16 protein-coding genes are annotated in these 17694 nt (G+C 66.4%); 1 reads left to right on the top strand and 15 read right to left on the bottom strand.

The window, feature by feature from the left end; genetic code table 11:
* Positions 1-22 precede the first annotated feature (22 nt).
* The 3 genes from NOF55_RS14970 to NOF55_RS14960 all read right to left on the bottom strand — a co-directional run bounded on the left by NOF55_RS14970 (position 23) and on the right by NOF55_RS14960 (position 4867).
* The gene (locus NOF55_RS14970; RefSeq protein ID WP_306412191.1) at positions 23-1543 is read right to left on the bottom strand and encodes a glycerol-3-phosphate dehydrogenase; all 1521 of its coding nucleotides are present in this window, start codon (positions 1541-1543) and stop codon (positions 23-25) included.
* A 118-nt stretch (positions 1544-1661) separates the two neighbouring features.
* Positions 1662-2426, bottom strand: coding sequence for a DeoR/GlpR family DNA-binding transcription regulator (locus tag NOF55_RS14965; RefSeq protein ID WP_306412190.1), 765 nt, complete (start codon positions 2424-2426; stop codon positions 1662-1664).
* 248 nt (positions 2427-2674) lie between these two features.
* The gene (locus NOF55_RS14960) at positions 2675-4867 is read right to left on the bottom strand and encodes an esterase-like activity of phytase family protein (RefSeq protein WP_306412189.1); all 2193 of its coding nucleotides are present in this window, start codon (positions 4865-4867) and stop codon (positions 2675-2677) included.
* Between the two features lie 160 nt (positions 4868-5027).
* Between NOF55_RS14960 and NOF55_RS14955 the strand changes: the two genes are divergently transcribed.
* Entirely contained in the window at positions 5028-5537 is a 510-nt protein-coding gene (locus NOF55_RS14955; RefSeq protein ID WP_306412188.1) for a hypothetical protein, read from the top strand.
* Between the two features lie 18 nt (positions 5538-5555).
* Here NOF55_RS14955 and NOF55_RS14950 read toward each other — a convergent pair whose 3' ends face one another.
* The 12 genes from NOF55_RS14950 to NOF55_RS14895 form a co-directional block, all read right to left on the bottom strand.
* Positions 5556-6923, bottom strand: a complete 1368-nt coding sequence (locus NOF55_RS14950) for an amidase (RefSeq protein ID WP_306412187.1) — start codon at positions 6921-6923, stop codon at positions 5556-5558.
* A gap of 13 nt (positions 6924-6936) precedes the next feature.
* Positions 6937-8157 (bottom strand): ABC transporter substrate-binding protein, encoded by a 1221-nt coding sequence (locus NOF55_RS14945; protein ID WP_306412186.1) that lies wholly within the window; start codon positions 8155-8157, stop codon positions 6937-6939.
* A 9-nt stretch (positions 8158-8166) separates the two neighbouring features.
* The gene (locus tag NOF55_RS14940) at positions 8167-9225 is read right to left on the bottom strand and encodes a CobW family GTP-binding protein (RefSeq protein WP_306412185.1); all 1059 of its coding nucleotides are present in this window, start codon (positions 9223-9225) and stop codon (positions 8167-8169) included.
* Positions 9218-9550 carry a hypothetical protein gene (locus NOF55_RS14935; protein WP_306412184.1) on the bottom strand — a complete coding sequence of 111 codons (333 nt, stop codon included), beginning with the start codon at positions 9548-9550 and terminating at the stop codon, positions 9218-9220. Before NOF55_RS14935 ends, NOF55_RS14940 begins: the two co-directional genes overlap by 8 nt.
* Positions 9551-9724: 174 nt before the next feature.
* Positions 9725-10606 (bottom strand): polysaccharide deacetylase family protein, encoded by an 882-nt coding sequence (locus tag NOF55_RS14930; RefSeq protein WP_306412183.1) that lies wholly within the window; start codon positions 10604-10606, stop codon positions 9725-9727.
* A gap of 40 nt (positions 10607-10646) precedes the next feature.
* Entirely contained in the window at positions 10647-11756 is a 1110-nt protein-coding gene (locus NOF55_RS14925) for an ABC transporter ATP-binding protein (protein ID WP_306412182.1), read from the bottom strand.
* A 77-nt stretch (positions 11757-11833) separates the two neighbouring features.
* Complete coding sequence (locus NOF55_RS14920) at positions 11834-13066, bottom strand: ABC transporter substrate-binding protein (protein WP_306412181.1); 1233 nt, start codon at positions 13064-13066, stop codon at positions 11834-11836.
* Positions 13067-13174: 108 nt separating this feature from the next.
* A complete protein-coding gene (locus NOF55_RS14915) occupies positions 13175-13942 on the bottom strand; it encodes an SDR family NAD(P)-dependent oxidoreductase (protein WP_306412180.1) in 768 nt (255 codons plus the stop codon).
* A gap of 11 nt (positions 13943-13953) precedes the next feature.
* Entirely contained in the window at positions 13954-14694 is a 741-nt protein-coding gene (locus NOF55_RS14910) for an SDR family NAD(P)-dependent oxidoreductase (protein WP_306412179.1), read from the bottom strand.
* Positions 14691-15536, bottom strand: a complete 846-nt coding sequence (locus NOF55_RS14905) for an ABC transporter permease (protein WP_306412178.1) — start codon at positions 15534-15536, stop codon at positions 14691-14693. The genes NOF55_RS14910 and NOF55_RS14905 overlap by 4 nt, the downstream gene beginning before the upstream one ends.
* A gap of 2 nt (positions 15537-15538) precedes the next feature.
* Complete coding sequence (locus tag NOF55_RS14900; protein WP_306412177.1) at positions 15539-16429, bottom strand: ABC transporter permease; 891 nt, start codon at positions 16427-16429, stop codon at positions 15539-15541.
* 41 nt (positions 16430-16470) lie between these two features.
* Entirely contained in the window at positions 16471-17544 is a 1074-nt protein-coding gene (locus NOF55_RS14895; protein WP_306412176.1) for an ABC transporter ATP-binding protein, read from the bottom strand.
* Positions 17545-17694: the final 150 nt, after the last annotated feature.

Below are 17694 nucleotides of genomic sequence, written 5' to 3'. Positions count from 1 at the left end.
TCGTTCGCGCCCTCGAAGACCGTCAACCCGCCTTCAGGCTGGCGCGCGTACCCTCCAGACAGACCTCCAGCGCCTGCGCCTCCTCCCGGGTCAGCGACAGGCCCTGCTTGGTGCGGCGCCATAATATGTCTTCGGCGGTGACAGCCCATTCCCGCTCCACCAGCCACCGGACCTCGACTTCATAGAGCGTGCCGCCGAAATGACGGCCGAGCCCCGCGGCATCCCGCGCCGTGCCGAGCAGCGCCGCCGCATCCGTGCCGTAGCAGCGCACCAGCCGTTCGGCGTGGCGCTGCCCGAGGAACGGATAGCGGAGCCTGAGCGCCGTGACCTCGGCGTCGAAGGCCTGCGGAGCGAAATCGCCGCCCGGCAGGTGCGAGCCGGCCGTCCAGGGCCTTCCCTTCGCGCCGAGCGCGGCGCCGATCTTTTCCAGCGCATGCTCGGCAAGGCGGCGGTAGGTCGTCAGCTTGCCGCCGAAAACGTTGAGAAGCGGCGGCTCGCCGTCGCCGGCCTCCACCTTCAGCACATAGTCGCGCGTCGCCTCCTGCGCCTTCGAGGCGCCGTCGTCGAAAAGCGGCCGCACGCCGGAATAGGTCCAGACGATATCCTCGCGGCGCACGGGTTCGGCGAAATAGTCGCTGGCCGCAGCGCAGAGATAATCGATTTCGCCGTCGGTGATCGCCACCGCGCCGGGGTCGCCTTCATAATCGCGATCCGTCGTGCCGATCAGGGTGAAATCCTGCTCGTAGGGGATCGCGAACATGATGCGCCCGTCCGGATTCTGGAAGAAATAGGCGCGCGGATCGGCAAACTTCCGCCGCACGACGATATGGCTGCCCTGCACCAGCCGCACATGATGGGCGTCGCCGCGGCCCAGCACGCCCGAGAGGACGCCATCGACCCAGGGGCCGGCCGCATTGACGAGCATCCGCGCCCGGTGGACGGTGCGCTCGCCCGCCGCGTTGCGGGTTTCGATCCGCCAGAGCCCGTCCTGCCGGCGGGCCGCGACCACCCGCGTGCGGCTGAGGATCAGCGCGCCGCGCCCGGCCGCGTCGCGGGCATTGAGGACGACGAGGCGGGCATCGTCCACCCAGCCGTCGGAATATTCGAACGCCTTGCGAAACAGCGGCTTCAGTGGCCGCCCGGCCGGATCGCCGCCGAGATCGAAGGTGCGGGTCGCCGGCAGCAGCTTGCGGCCCCCGAGATGGTCGTAAAGAAAAAGACCGAGCCGGACCAGCCAGGCCGGGCGCACGCCGCCTTTCTGGAACGGCAGGACGAAACGCATCGGCCGGATGACGTGCGGGGCCATCGCCCACAGCACCTCGCGCTCCATCAGCGCTTCGCGCACCAGCCGGAACTCGTAATGTTCGAGATAGCGCAACCCGCCGTGGATGAGCTTCGTGGCCGCCGACGAGGTGCCGGAAGCGAAATCGTTCATTTCAGCGAGCGCTACGCCATAGCCGCGCCCCGCCGCATCGCGCGCGATGCCGCACCCGTTGATACCGCCACCGATCACGAAAAGATCGTGAACCGTCTCGCCCGACATATCGCCTCTCCGCTCTTTCGTGGACGCTCGCCCATCGAGCATCTGAAAGTGCTATCGATCTAAATCGAACATTAAACGAATGTCAAATGAAGATTTTACGAAACAACCTGAAAGCGGATCAGGCATCCGTCTCGATCAGCCGGACGTCGCTTTCGGCGCAGATCGTACGGATCTCCTCCAGCGGACAGCGGTCGGTGATGACGGTATGGACCTGGGAAATATGGCCGATCCGCACCGGTGCCGTCCGTTCGAACTTGGAGGAATCCGACACCAGAATGACGTGGCGGGCATTGGAGATGATGGCCTGCGCCACCTTCACTTCCCGGAAATCGAAATCCAGAAGCGCGCCGTCCCCGTCGATGGCGGAAACGCCGATCACCGCGAAATCGACCTTGAACTGACGAATGAAATCCACCGCCGCCTCCCCGACGATGCCGCCGTCCGACTGGCGCACGACGCCGCCGGCGATCACCACCTCGATGCCGGAAAACAGGCGTAACCTGTTGGCGACATTGATGTTGTTGGTGATCACCATCAATTCCCGGTGATCGGCAAGCGCCTCGCCGACCGCCTCGGTCGTCGTGCCGATATTGATGAACAGCGAGCAATTATCCGGGATCAGCCCGGCGGCGGCGCGTCCGATCGCCTGCTTTTGCGCTGCGGCGATGGCGCGTCTTGCTTCATATTGGACGTTTTCGTTGCCGCCCGGAAAGATCGCGCCGCCATGTACGCGGGTCAGCGCCCGGGCGTCGCACAGATCGTTCAGGTCCTTGCGGATCGTCTGCGGCGTCACGGAAAAGCGGGCCGCCAGCTCATCGACGAGCACCCGGCCATTGACCCGCGCAAGCGCCACGATCTCCTCCTGGCGAGGCGTCAGCAGCATTCAGCCCTCCCTTCGTTTTCGGTTTCCTTTCTTTTAAGGCAAAACGAACCGGAAGCAAACAATACGAAAACCCGCCGGAAATCCGGCGGGCCTGGCGTTTTCCCCTTTCCTCCGTCACCCCCGGCCGTGAGCCGACGGTCCAGCGGGTGGCGATGGATGCCCGGGTCAGGCCCGAGCATGACGAAAGAGGGGGAGCGACAGCACTTTATCAGCGCGCTCCTCGGCGGCCCGGAACGGGCTTCCTCGCCTTACAGCGCGTTCACCGGGCCGATACCGAAGAACAGCGTCTCGCCCGAGGAATCGTCGACGCCGTCATTGTCGGTCACGACATACCCATTGCCGGCGGCGTCGATCGTGAAGCCTTCGACCTTGTCGACGACATAGCCGCCGAGCGCCTTCAGGTCAGGGATAAGGTCGCGAACCTCTTCCTTGCTCACCACCGGCAGTTCGCCGCCGAGGGCGGCCGGCTTCAGCTCGGCGACCGGGACGCGGTAGAGCTTCTTGAGCTTCGCGGCCTTACCGATGAGGTTGTCCCGCTCGATGACATAGGCATAATCGCCGTCGATCGTGATCTCGGACAGCCCCACCCAGCCTTCCCCGGTCTTGTCGAGCGGGTAGCGCACGGCGCCCCACTCGCCGGTCGCAGGCTTATAGGAGACGAGCTTGACGAAGCCCTTCTCGTCGTCGCCCCATTCGCGCTGCACGGCCATCCACAGTGTCTTGTCGTCGCCTTCGCCGATAGTGGTGATCCCCTCGAAGCCGAAGCGCGTCTCGCCGGCACGCAGTTCCGCCGGGATAGCGATCTCCTTCCTGATCTCGCCCTTGGCATTCACATGGAAGAGCGCATGGCTGTAGAGCTTGGCGGCGTCGCCTTCGGACGCCAGCCAGTAACCGCCCTCGCCGTCGACGGCGATGCCTTCGATGTCGAGCTTCTGCGCCGGCGCCCCGTCGCGCGTGATGCGCAGCGCGTCGGTGATGAGGGCAGGCTTCTGCGTGGCGTCGATGGTGAAGATCGTCGGCTGCGAGGAATAGACCGAATCGCTTGCGGCAAACAGCTTGCCGGGCTCGTCCCTGTCGGCCGCCAGCGCCGAAAGGGCGCCGAAGCCGATGAGCCCGCCGTCCTTCTCGACGGAGGCGATCTGCGGATAGGCCGCCTCGCCTTCCGCGCGCTCGAAGATCATGACATGCGAGCGGGCGCCGCCGTCCTCAACGAGATCGGTCTCGTTGGCGGTCACGAACAGATTGCGGGCCGGGATGGCGACTGCGCCCTCCGGGCCGATGCCGGAGGGCAGGAGTTGCAGCAGTTCCGGCTCGCCGCCCGTGTCCTTGTAGACGCCGACGACCGAGGCGCGCTCGGCCAGCACGAAGAACAGGTCGTCCTCGCCGAACCGGGCCGCTTCCAGCCCTTCCGGCTCGATGCCCTTGCTGTTGCGCTTGTCCGGATAGTGGCCGATCCTGACGATGGCATGTTCGAAGGACGCGCCGCTTTCGAACAGGACCTTGCCGGTCCTGTCGAAGATGGTGAAGCCGCGCGCGCCGCCCTTGTAGTCGCCCTCGTTGGCGACGACGAGACGGTCGTCGTCGAGCCACTTGACGGCATCGGGCTCGCGAAGGCGGCCCTTCTGCTCACCGGTGAAGTCCAGCGCCCCGTCCCGCTTGACGTCGACGTTCTCCAGATCGACGGCGCCGGCCGAAAAGTGGCTCTTCACCTCGCCGGTCCTGCCGTCGACGATCACGATATGGTTGTTCTCCTGAAGCGTGACGGCGATCTCGTCCCGGTCGTTGAACGACACGAATTCCGGCTCCGGGTCGTCGCCGGCGATCTCGGCAAGGCCCGTCAGCGCGACGCGCTTCAGCGAGCCGCAATCGACGACACCGTCCTCAAGCGACAGGATGACCAGATCGCCGGCCGGCATCTGCGGGATTTCGCCGTCGTTCAGGTCCTCGTCGCGCTCGTTCTCGATGGCGATCGCGGCGATCGTCCTGTCCTTGTTGAGCGCGATGGAGTCCGGCTGGCCGCCGATGTCGCAGCTTGCCTCGGCGGTCTTGGAGGCCATATCGACCGTCACCAGAACGCCCGAGGGATCGGTGAAGCTCTCCCGCGTGTTGACCGCGACCAGCGCCTTGCCGCCCGTAACCGCCACCGACGTCGGCTCGCCTTCGAGGGAAACGATGCCGGCGGCCTTCGGCGCCCGTGCATCGGTGATGTCGATGAAGCCGATCGCCTTCAGCGGACTGTCGGAATAGACGAGAAGGTTGCCGTCTTCGGAGGCGGCGATGATCTCGGACGAGGTCGGCGTCTTCGGATCGACATCGGCCGGCAGGTTGTCGGCGACGGCGAAGGATGCGATGCGGTTGAAGACGGGTTCGGCATGGGCGGCCGGGGCGACGGACGACGCCAGCACGGCGGCGAGTGCGGCGATGAGCGAACGGGTTTTCATGAAATCCTCCGGGATCCGGTTGAAAGGGACCCGGCGGTTCTGGGCCTTGCATGTTACAGGCAGATGACACCGTTCCGGGGCGCCGGGCCGTCTTTGCCGCCCGGTGGAAAATCGCTATCCTGGCTGTCGCACTCCCGCCCCGACAACCAGCCACGGACCCATGAGCCTCGACACCACCCAGACAGCGCACCCCCGGGAAAAGCCCGTTTCCTTTCGCCGCAGGCTGGCGCGCACCGCGTTCGAGGCGGCGCTGCTTCTTGCCGGGACGGCGGCGTTCAACGGCATTCTGTTCGGGCATGTGCGCACCGGCGCCTACCGCTTCGCCGTCCATGAGGACGTGCCCGCCACAAGCGCGAACGAATACGGCTCCTTCGTCGTGGAAATCGCGCTCGGCATGGCCGCGGGGCTGCTGGTGGCCGTGCTGCTCGGCCGGATCGGCGGCATCCGGGTCCTCGCCTTCCCGCTTGCGGCGGTCGCGGCACTCTATGCCGGCATGCCCGACGCCCGGCTGTTCGGCAGCACGTGGACGATGGGCGAGCGGGCCGCGCTGTTCATCGATGCCTATCCGATCTCCGTGCCCGTGGTCCTCGTCATCTTACTCCTGCACGCGCTCCCGTTCAGGGGCCGGCGCAGGATGTCGCCCGGCGGCCCCTCGCAACCCGCGTCGTGAGGCGACCCTCGCTCCCTTTCAGCCGCGCACGGTTTCCTCGGCGGCGAGCGCCACGGCCAGCAGACGCTCGTCGGCATGGGGCAGGCCGGAGAGCAGGCAGCCCGCCGGCATGCCGGCGTCGCCCGTGCCGCAGGGGATCGAAACGCCACACCCGTCGAGGAAATTGCCGATCTGCGTGTTGCGCAACGTTCTGGCGTTGGCGGTGAAGAAACGCTCGTCGTCGGTGAGAAGCGGCCCGATCGCCGGCGCGACATGCGGCAGCGTCGGCGAGACGAGAAGCTCGCCGGGGGCGAGCGCGCGGGCCATATCCGCGATCATCCGCTCGCGCGTTTCGAGGATATGGATATAGTCCGGCGCAGTGATCTTCTCGCCGCCCCGCGTGCGGGAGACGACGCGGGGGTCCATGTCCGCCGCCTCCGCCCCGGCCAGCCGCTCGCGATGCAGCGCATAGGCTTCCGCCGTGACGAGCGCGCCGCGTTCCGCGATCAGCTCGAACAGTTCCGCGAAGACCGGGAAGGCCTGCCGGCGGATGCGGGCGCCGGCGGCAGCGAGCCTTTCCAGCGCCGCCTCGAAGGCGGCGGCGACGCCCGCCTCGATACCGTCGAAGACCACCGTCTCCGGCACGACCAGCGATTGCCCGTCCACCGTTGCGCGCTTTACCTCGGAAGCCGTTTGCCCGCGCATGGCGGCGTCCACCCACACCGCGTCCTGAACCGTGCGGCAGAGGGGCCCGAGCGAATCGAGGCTTTTCGCCAGCGGGAAAACGCCGTCCATCGGATAGCGCCCGCGCGTCGCCTTGTAGCCGACGACGCCGTTGAAGGCGGCGGGAATGCGGATCGAGCCGCCGGTATCCGTACCGATGGCGACCGGCACGAGCCCGGCGGCGACGGCCACGCCCGCGCCGGAGGAGGAACCACCGGGAATGCGGGGACCATCGGTGGCGGCGGGGTTCTGCGGCGTGCCGTAATGCGGGTTGATGCCGATCCCCGAAAAGGCGAACTCGCTCATGTTGGTGCGGCCGACCGCGACCATGCCAGCCGCTTCCAGCGCCTGCACGACGGCGGCATCCGCCTCAGCCGGCGCGTTCCTCGCCAGCACCTTCGAGCCTGCGGTGGTGACGACGCCTTCGAGGTCGAACAGGTCCTTCCACGCGACGGGCACGCCGTCGAGAACGCCGAGCGAGCGGCCCTCGGCGATGCGCCGGGCCGAAGCCTCGGCCTCCCGCCGCGCCCGCTCCGGCGTCAGGAGCGTGAAGATCGCCCGGTCGGGATGGGCGGCGATGGCGGCGAGCGTTTCCTCGGCCAGCTCGCGGGGGTCGAGCGCACCCGCCTGAAGAAGCACCGAAAGCTGCGCGACGGATTTGCCGAGATTGCCCGTATTGCCCATATGGTTTCTCCTTCTATCGCCCGACAAGCTGCATCCAGCGGCGGACGAGATAATTGTGCTCGTCCATCGTGGTGTTCCACACCGCGATGGAATTGGCGCGCTGCCAGTAGGAGCCGCCGCTGCGGACCGAGCCGGCGCGGATGCGGATGCCTCCGTCCGGGCCGGGCAGGTCCGCCGCCGCCGGCAAGCCCGCATACCAGTAGTTCCATTCGGCCTCGCTCATGTAGCGGCGGGAGCGTTCCGGCGTCGAGATGTAATAGCCCTGGCGGGCAACCACCGCGCCCGGCCAGCCGGAAAGCCACCAGTTGAGATAGTCGTAGGCCGCGTCGAGCGCCCGGCCGGCAAGCTGTCGCGACAGGCACAGGCCGCCATGCCAGGCGCGGTAGCCCTCTGCGGGCACCGCCTGTTCGACCGGGGCGCCCTGCCCCTGGAGGATCGTCGTGCCCGTCGACCACATGCTCTGGATGTCGGTCTTGTGCTCCAGCATCAGTTGCGCCGCTTCCTCGGCGGTGCGCCAGAAGGCGCGGAAGAAGCCGTTGCGCTTCTTTTCGGCGAGAATGTCGATGAGCCGGTCGATCTCGGTGACGCTCATGTTGCCGATGTTCTCGAAGCGCATCAGCCCGGCGGACTGGGCGGCGAGCGCCGCATCGAAAATGCCGATGGCCGGCTCGTCCACCAGCGCCACGCGCCCGGCCCAGCGCTCGTCGAGCAGGCTCGCCCAGCTTTCCACCTCGGACGGTCCCCTCACCAGATCGGTCCGGTAGGCGAAGCTGTCGAAATTGTGGTGGGTCGGCAGCATCGAGATCTTCGAGGTCGGCGCTTCCCCCAGTTCCAGGTTGGGCTGCACGAACAGCTTCCTGACCGGCGCGTCGCCCCGGCCGAGCCGCGCATTCGGCCCGATGCGCCCCGTCTTGGTCAGGTCGGTGATCTCGTCCCACAGCGCGATGCGGTTGATGTCGATCGGCTGGATGGCGCGCCAGTACCAGACGATATCGAGATTGTGGAAGCACTGGTCGTAGATGTCGTAGCTGCCCGGCTCCTGCGCCGCCTTATGCTGGGTCGTCAGGAAATCGTTGTTGTCGAAGGCGATTTCGATGCCGAGGTCCTTTTCCGCGCCGAGGCGCAGCTCTTCCAGCAGCGAAATGGCCGTGCCCAGCACCTTCAGCTTCGGCCGTCCGGCGGTGGCCAGCGCCGGCGCGGCGAAATGGGACATCACAGATCTGGGCTTGCTCATGCGCGGGCGTTACCGGTTCCGATTGTAGAGCGGCGAGGCGGCGCGGACGGGATCGGGCGGGGCGACCGCAAACGCTTCGAAAGACCGTTTCAACAGCGTCGCATCGAGGCCGTCAACGATAAAGACGATGCGCGAGCGGCGATCCTGCGAGGACCAGCCGCCCATGTGGACCGGCGTATGCACCAGATGCTGGACGCCGTGGATGGCCACGGGCCGGTCCTCGCCTTCGATGTTGAGAATGCCCTTCACCCGCAGCACCCGTTCGCCGTGCCGGTTGATGAGCATAGTCAGCCAGATGCCGAAGGCCGTCCAGTCGATGGCCCGGTCGACGGAGAGGACGAAGGAGCGGAAGGCGGCGCTGTGCGCCTCCCCGGCGGCCGTCACCAGCTCGCGGCTGTCCTCGCAGTAAAAGCCGCTGGCCGACTGGAGGCCGGCGCCGCGCGTGGCGTCGGAGCCCGCGACCAGTTCGGCCACCGACAAGGCGGGATCGTGGACGTCGATGATCGACGCATCGGGGTTGAGCCGCCGCAGCCGCTCGCGAAGACCGTCGTCCGCATCGGCTCTGGCGAGGTCGGACTTGGTCAGCACCAGCCAGTCGGCGATGGCGGCCTGGCGGTTGGATTCGACATAGACGTCGAGCTGGCGGGCGCCGTTCACCGCATCGACGGTGGCGATCACGCTGCCGGGCCGGAAATGGTGGCGCAGCACCGGATCGGCCTTGATGGTGGAGAGCGTCGGGAAGGGATCGGCAAGCCCCGTGCTTTCGATCATCACCCGCGAAAACGGGGGAATGAGGCCGCGTTCGCGGCGCGAATGCAGGTCGCGCAGCGCATCGACCAGTTCGCCCCGGACGGTGCAGCAGATGCAGCCCGATTGCAGCAGCACCATGTTGTCGTCGATGCGCTCGACCAGATGGTGGTCGAGGCCGGCCTCGCCGAATTCGTTGATCAGCACGGCGGTGTCGGAAAGCGCCGGATCGTTCAGCATCCGGCGCAGAAGCGTCGTCTTGCCGGAGCCGAGAAAGCCGGTCAGCAGGTTGACGGGGGTGAACTCAGGGATCTCAGGCACCGCATTCGCCCTCCAGCCGGGCGATGAGATCGGGATCGAGCGGATCGCAGTCGCGCCCGATCATGCGTTCCGCCGCCGGCCACAGATGGCCGAGATCCTCGACCACCTCGCTCTTGCCGGTGCGGCTGGCCAGAACATAGGACGCGCCCTGCCAGTCCGAAAGCGTCAGGGCATAGGCCGCGAGGATGCGGTTGGCGGCGGCGACACGGGCGATCCGTTCGCGGCGGCGGTCGATCCGCTCGACATTGCGCGTATAGACGCCGGGCCGCGCGGCGGCATCGGCCCAATGGTCGGCGCCGCCAAGGACGCCGCAAAGCGAACACATGGTGCTTCTCCCTTTCTTTTCTCCCCTCCCGAACGCCGAGACGCCGCCCCCTCATCCGGCCCTTCGGGCCACCTTCTCCCCGGCGGGGAGAAGGGAGGGAGTGAAACCGTTCCGTCTTCGCCCTTCTCCCCATCGGGGAGAAGGTGCCGGCAGGCGGATGAGGGGGCCTCGCCTCTACTTCTGGCGCGGGAAGCGCTGGGCGAAGTCGTCGGCGATCTCGTTCATGGTAACGAATTTCACGCCCGGATGCTTGCTCATATGGGCATAAAGACGTTCCAGCATCATCAGCACCTGCGGACGCCCGGCGACGTCGGGGTGAATGGTGATCGGGAACACCGCATAATCCATTTCGCGATAGACCCAGTCGAACTGGTCGCGCCACATCTGCTCGATGTCGTGCGGATTGACGAAGCCGTGGCTGTTCGGCGACTTCTTGATGAACATCATCGGCGGCAGGTCGTCGAGATACCACGAGGCCGGGATTTCGATGAGGTCGGTTTCCTGGCCGCGCTTCAGCGGCACCATCCAGTCGGACGGCTTCTTCGAATAGTCGATCTTGGTCCAGCTGTCGCCGACGCGCACGTAATAGGGCGTGAAGTCGCGGTGCATCAGCGAATGGTCGTACTTGATGCCGCGCTCCAGCAGAAGCTCGTTGGTGACGTTGGAAAACTCCCACCACGGCGCGACATAGCCGGTCGGGCGCTTGCCGGCGAGCTTCGTCACCAGTTCGATGCACTTGTCGAGCACCTCGGTTTCCTGCTCGCGGGTCATGGCGATCGGGTTTTCATGGCTGTAGCCGTGAATGCCGATTTCGTGGCCGGCATCGGCCACGGCCTGCATCTGTTCGGGGAACGTCTCGATGGAGTGCCCCGGAATGAACCAGGTGGTCTTGATGCCGAAGCGCTCGAACAGCTTCAGCAGCCGCAGCGAGCCGACCTCTCCGGCAAAGATGCCGCGCGAAATGTCGTCCGGCGAATCCTCGCCGCCATAGGAGCCGAGCCAGCCGGCCACGGCATCGACATCGATGCCGAAGCTGCAAAAGATTTCCTTTGCCATTTTGAAGAACCTCCTTGCGTGTCTTCTTCTTGAATACGGGTCAGTGCGCCGGGATCACCGTCGCCTGTTCGGGGCTCCAGGACAGGACGACCTGAGAGCCGACGGCGAAGGCGTCGGGACGGTATTTTTCGACATGCCCCTCCAGCGCGATGCTGCGGCTGTCGGGCAGGGTGACGGCGAGATGCGAGATGTGGCCGACCACGTCGAAGCGCGAGATCGTCGCGTCGATGACGTTGCCGCCGAAATCGGCGGCGATCCGCTCGCGCCGGGCCTCCTGCGCGGGAACCACCTCGATGGCTTCCGCCGGCACGACGAGGTTGACGTGCGCGCCGCCGTCGAAGGCGGCGGACGGCTTGCCGGCCAGCGTGCCGGATGCGGTTTCGGCAACCGTCATGCCGCCTTCGCTGCCCTTGACGGTGCCGGCGAAGATGGTGTTGCGGCCGACGAACTGGGCGACGAACGGCGTGTTCGGCCGCGTGTAAAGCTGGTGCGGCGGGCTGATCTGCTCGACGCGGCCCTGGTTCATCACCACGATCCGGTCGGAGAGCGCCAGCGCTTCCGATTGCGCGTGGGTGACGAAGACGAAGGTGACGCCGAGGTTCTTCTGGAGCAGCTTCAGTTCGTTCTGGATCGCCTTGCGCAGGTTGGCGTCGAGCGCGCCGAGCGGCTCGTCGAGCAAGAGGATATCCGGCTCGACCACGAGGCCGCGGGCGAGCGCGATGCGCTGGCGCTGGCCGCCCGACAGGCGCTCCGGCTTGCGTTCGGCGATGTCCTCCAGCCCGAGCGTGGCGAGGATGCGGTCGACCTTCGCGTCGATTTCGGCCTTCGGCATGCCCTTGACCGCCAGCCCGTAGCCGACGTTGCGGCGCACCGTCATGTGCGGAAAGAGCGCGTAGTTCTGGAAGATCGTCGAGGTCGGGCGCTTCTGCGCGGGCACATCGTTCATGCGGATGCCCTTGATCATCATGTCGCCCGAGGAAATGCTCTCGAAACCGGCGATCATGCGCAGCGTCGTGGTCTTGCCGCAGCCAGACGGACCGAGAAACGCGATGAACTCGCCTTTGGTCACGGCCAGGTCGAAACCGGCGACGGCGGTGGTGCCGTTGTCGTACACCTTGCCGACCTTCATCAGTTCGAGGTCGTAAATCATCGCATGCTCCGTAAGGATTGGAAAAGACGCCGGCACCCGCCTCCGCCGGCCGGCGGCGAAGGCGGGGCTCCGGACGATTACGCGTTGAGGAACTCGTCCCACTTCTGGACCAGATGGTCGTATTCGTCCGGCCACTGGTGCCAGTAGGCGACGTTGCCGGCGCGTTCCTCCAGCGAGCCGCCGTCGCGCAGGTCGCCTTCGCTGATGCCGCGCTCCGGCGCGCCGACCCACGGCTTGCCCTCGTACCAGAAGGCGTATTTATCCGGGTCCATGACGTCCTTGATGTTGGTCGAGGGCGAGTAGTAGCCCTGCTCGGACACGGTGATGCCCGGCTCGCCGGACAGCCAGTAGTCGGCATAGGCGATGACCGCTTCCTTGTTGGTCGAGCCGGCGATCATCGCCGGGCCGATGGCCCAGCCGCGATAGCCTTCCTTCGGCACGGCGTATTTGGCGGGCTTGCCCTGCGCCTTGACAGCCATGACGGCGGGCTGCCAGGCATCGCAGACGACCATCTCGCCGGAGGCCATGAAGTTCACCAGCTCGCCGAAATCGCCCCAGAGCGCGCGGAACTGGCCGTCCTTCTTCTTCGAGATGAGGAAGCTGGCCGCCTCGTCGATTTCCGCCGCCGTCGGGTTGCCGGGGTTCGCCACGTCGGAAAGGCCGAGCGAGTTCATCGCCATGATGGCCTGCCCGAAGGCGATCAGCGGGTCGGTATTGAGGCCGGACTTGCCCTTCCACTTGGGGTCGAAGATCGCGGCCCAGGTATTGGCCTCCTCCTCCGAAACCACATCCGGATTGTAGCCGATGGAATCGTAATTGTAGACCGCCGGAACCATGTTCAGCGCGGTCTGGCCCTCGTCCGCCCAGATCTGGCCGACGATCTGCGACTTGAGGTCCCACTTGTCGCTGGGTGCGGTGAAGGTGTCGCGGATATTCGCCCAGTTCTTCAGCGAGGCGGCGGGAATCGTCTCGACATTGTTGGTCATGACGATGGCGGGCAGGCGCTCGGCGATGATTTCCCAGCAGTCGTAGTCCTTCGAGCCGGACAGGATCCGGGTCTGGGCGTCGGGATAGGTCGCGGCCGTGCCGGAGGTGGTGCCGACGCCGGAGACCTTCTTGAACTCCTCCAGGATGCGCTCCTGAACCGTGACCGAAAGGCCGATGGTGCGAAGCTGCTGGCTGGCGAGGTCGCCCGCCGCGGCAAAGGCGGCGCGCGACGACAGGAAGGGCGTGCCGCCGCCCATCGCCAGCGCGATGGCGCCTGCGGAGCGCTTCAGAAGCGAACGGCGATTCATTTCCATGATGGACATGTCTCTTCTCTCCAATTTTTCGTTGTTCCCCGAGGTCACGGCCATGCCGAAGCCCCGCTTATCGTTGGTTCCCGTTCCGGCAGGCTCGCGCCGCCGGAAACGGGGCATTCAGTAGCGCCCCACCAGGAGGCCTCCATCCACGACCAGCACCTGGCCGGTCATGTATCTCGCGCCGTGCGACGCCAGAAAGGTGATGACGTCGGCGATGTCCGCGGCCTCGCCGAGACGCCCCATCGGAATGAATTCGGCGGCCTTTTCCGCCCCCGCCGGGCCGAGAGAGTTCTCCTCGGACAGAAGCTGGGCGGTGCGGATGTAGCCCGGCGCGACGCCGTTGACGCGCACCCCGTCGCGGGCCATCTCGACGGCCAGCGCCCGGACCAGCCCGACGACGCCGGCCTTTGCGGTGGAATAATGGACATGCTCGTCCCAGCCATAGGCGACGCCCATGATCGAGGAGAGCGCGACGATGCTGCCCGATTTGCGGGCGCGCATGGCCGGGGCCGCCGCCCGCACCAGCCGGAAGATGCCCTTGAGGTCGATATCGAGCGTCAGGTCCCATTTCGCGTCGGTCAGTTCGGCCAGCGGCGTGCGGTGGGCGATGCCGGCATTGGCGACGATCACGTCGATCCTGCCGTGGCGCTTTTCGACATCCGCGACGATGGCGTCGGCGGCCTCCTTCGCCCGCACGTCGTAATGGACGAACTCGGCCGAGCCGCCGGCGGCGCGGATCTCGCCGGCGACCGCCTCGCCTTCCCCGTCGAGAATGTCGGTGACGATCACATGATCGCCGAGCGCCCCGAAGGCCTTGGCCGTGCCCCGGCCGATGCCGATGCCGGCGCCGGTGACGAGAACGATGCGTTTTTCACTGCTGGACATGGGTTCGCTCCTCAAAGCATGACGTCGCCCGAATTGGGCCCGAGGGTCTGGCCGACGAAGAGGCTTGCCGCGTCGGAGGCGAGGAAGGCGACCGCTGCCGCCACTTCCTCCGGCTCGCCGAACCGGCCGAGCGGCAGTTCGGCCCGCTTGGCGTTGCGCCAGTCTTCGGAAAGCTCCATCACCAGCGGCGTATTGATCGGTCCCGGCGCGACGGCATTGACGCGCACGCCACGGCTCGACACCTCGCGGGCCAGCGCCTTGGTCATGCCGATGATCGCCGCCTTGGCACCGGAATAGTGGACGAGTTCGACGCCGCCGATCTGGCCGAGCTGCGAGGCGATGTTGACGACGACGCCCCGGCCGGCGGAAAGCATGGCCGGCAGCACGGCCCGGGTCATCAGGAAGTTGCCGCGCACATGCACGGCGAACATGCGGTCGAAATCGGCCACCGTCAGCGTTTCGAACGGCGCCTGGTGGGCGATGCCGGCATTGTTGACCAGCAGCCCGACCGTGCCGTGTGCCGCGACCGCCGTCGCGTGGATCACCGCGGCATCGGCCTCGGAGGAGACGTCGCCGGCAAGGCCCGTCGCGATGCCGCCTTTCCCGCGGATTTCCGCCGCGACCGTTTCGGCGCGCCCGGGCGAAAGATCGTTGACGAGCACGGCATAGCCGTCGGCGGCGAGCCGTTCGGCGATGGCCCGGCCGATACCCGAACCGGCCCCGGTGACGATTGCGGAGACGGGTTCCATCATGCGTCCTCCTGCACGGCGATGCGCTTGGCGCGGCGCACAGCGAAACCCATCAGGATCGCGTAGACCGACAGCAGCGCGAAGGAAAACAGCGTGGTCAGCACCCCGAAGGCGAAGACGTTCGGATGCACTTCCACGGAGAAGGTGCCGTAGATCGCCAGCGGCAGCGTCAGGTCGCGGCCCGAGGCGAACAGCGTGCGCGAGAACTCGTCGTAGGACAGCGTGAAGGCGAACAGCATGGCCGACAGCACGCCGGGGAAGATCAGCGGGAACGTGACCTTGCGGAAGGTGCGCGCCGGGCTGACGCCGAGCGACCAGGCGGCTTCCTCGACGCTCGGATCGAAGCGGTTGAAGATCGCCAGCATGACGAGGAAGGCGAAGGGGAAGGTGTAGACGACATGCAGCACGAAGGCCGTGCTCCACCAGTGACGGTCGATGCCGAAGGTGTTGGCGACCAGCGCCATGCCGAGGCCGACCAGCACGCCCGGCACCATCATGCCGAGAACGATCAGGTAGAAGACCGCGCCCGAGCCGCGGAACCTGCGGCGGAAGGCCTGCGCCGACATGACGCCGAGCACGGTGGAGACGACCGTGGTCATCAGCGCCAGCGTCATCGAGCGGACCAGCGCCTGATCGATCGGCAGCGGCGCGATGCGCGAGGGCGGCGTCAGGCCGAACAAGTGCCTGTACCAGTAGGTCGACCATTCGATGATCGGAAACTGCGGCCCGCCTTCCGGTCCCGCCTGGAAGGACAGGATGGCGAGCACGGCGAGCGGCGCATAGAGGAAGACGATGAACAGGGTCGTATAGACCGCAAGGCCGAATTTGATGCCGCTGTAATTCATGCTCACAGCTCCTTCTTGAGGTCGACGACCCGGAGCAGGCCGGCCACGACCGCGCCCATCAGCACGGTGAGAACGACGCCCGCGACCGCCGCGAAGGCCCATTTCAGCGAGCCGACCTGGGTGACGATGATGTTGCCGAGCAGGTTCACCTTGCGGCCGGAGAGCGCAGCGGAGGTGGCGAACTCGCCCAGCACCATGACAGAGACGAAGATCGCGCCGACCACCACGCCCGGCATGGAAAGCGGCAGGATGATGGTGCGGAAGATGCGCCAGAAGCCGGCGCCGAGATCCTCCGCAGCCTCGATGATCGAGGGATCGATGCGCCCGAGCATGAAGGCGATGGGGCCGACCATGAAGACGCAGTAGATCTGCGTCATGCCGATGACCACCGACAGTTCGGAAAACAAGAGCACCTCGATCGGCTGGGTGATGGCGCCGATCTTCATCAGGATCATGTTGATCGCGCCTTCCTTGCCGAGCATCGGCCGCCAGGCGAGAACGCGGATCAGGAAGGAGGTCCAGAACGGGATGACGCACAGCACCAGCAGCACGGTGGAGAGCGTCTTGTTCCTGATGAACAGGCCGACGAACAGCGCCGCCGGATAGCCGACCAAGAGGGTGGCGGCCAGCACCGTCAGCCAGATGCGGACGGTGGTCCACAGCGCGCCGAGATAGGTGTCGCTGGTGAAGAAGGTGATCCAGCTTCTCAGCGTCAGCGTCGGCTCGATGGTGAAGGTCGTCTGCGTCCAGAAGGACACGTAGAGCATCATCAGCATGGGCAGCACGAGGAACAGCACCATCCAGATGACGCCGGGCGCGAGAAGCCACAGCCCCTTGCGGGCCTTGAGCGTGACCGGCACGCTTTCGTTCGAGGTTTCAGTGATGGCGGTCATGGATCCGGCTCTCCGTAAGGACAGGCAGGGAATGGGCGGCGTCACGCATAGACAATGGCGTCGTCCTTCTTCCAGATGAGGCCGTAGCGGCCGTGCGGCTCGTAGCTTTGCGGCGCGGCCTGGCTCAGATGCGTTTCCACCTCGAAGACCTTGCCGTCGTCGAGCGTGAAGAAGGAGGTGATCGCCGAGCCGGTATATTCGCTGGCGAGGAAGGTGCCCTCGATGCCGATCTCGCCGTCGCCGGCTTGGGTGCCGGCCGGGCGGATGGCGATGCGGTCGTAGCGGATGGCGTAGGCCTGCCGGTCCGATTTCTGCACGGTGGGGCCGATGGGAAAGGTGCCGGCCGGCGTCACGAAGCGTTCAGCATCCACCTGCCCGAAGAAGATGTTGTAACAGTTGAAGAACCGGGCGACGGCGGGCGAGACCGGGCGGTTGTAGATCGTGTCGGCATCGGCCTGCTGGGCGATCCGGCCGCGGTCCAGCACCAGCACGGTGTCGCCCATCGAAAGCGCCTCCGTCTCGCTGCCGGTCACATGCAGGAAGGTGACGCCGCAGCGTTCGCGGATGGCGCGCAGCTCGCTGCGCATGCGGGTGCGCAGATTGGCGTCGAGCGCGCCGAGCGGCTCGTCCAGCAGCACCATCCGCGGTTCGGTGACGAGCGTGCGGGCCAGCGCCACGCGCTGTTTCTGGCCGCCGGAAATCTGCGTCACCGCCCGGCCTTCGAGGCCCGTCAGGCCGACAAGCGCGATCATGTCGCGCACCTTGCGGCGAACCGCCTCCGTGTCCGTCACCGGGTTCCTGTCGCGGTTGACGAGGCCGAAGGCGATGTTCTTCTCGACCGTCAGGTGCGGAAACAGCGCGAAGTTCTGGAACACGAAGCCGATGCCGCGCTCGTGCGGGGAAACGCCGCCGATCTCTCGCCCGCCAAAGCGGATCGTGCCGCTTTCCGGGGCCTCGAAGCCGGCGATGACCCGCAGCAGCGTCGTCTTGCCCGCGCCGGAGGGGCCGAGCAGCGACACGTAGCTGTCGTCGGGCAGCGAAAGATCGATCCCGGCGAGCGCCACGGCATCACCGTAGGATTTCACCACATTCGAAAGTTGCAGCACTGTCGACACTGTTTCTCCGCCGGTTTTCAGGGCGCACGGCTGTCCGTTCGCCGATACGCTCCCGGGATGCGAAAGGCATCTTTCGGGACGCGCGGAAGCGCTTGCGCCGGGGTGCGGCGCATCGGGATCAGGACTGTTCCGTGGCGTTCAGATTATCCA

Source organism: Ectorhizobium quercum (genome assembly GCF_026552795.1).
Classification (GTDB): Bacteria; Pseudomonadota; Alphaproteobacteria; order Rhizobiales; family Rhizobiaceae; genus Ectorhizobium; species Ectorhizobium quercum.
This window is presented reverse-complemented; position numbering and strand designations above follow the sequence as displayed.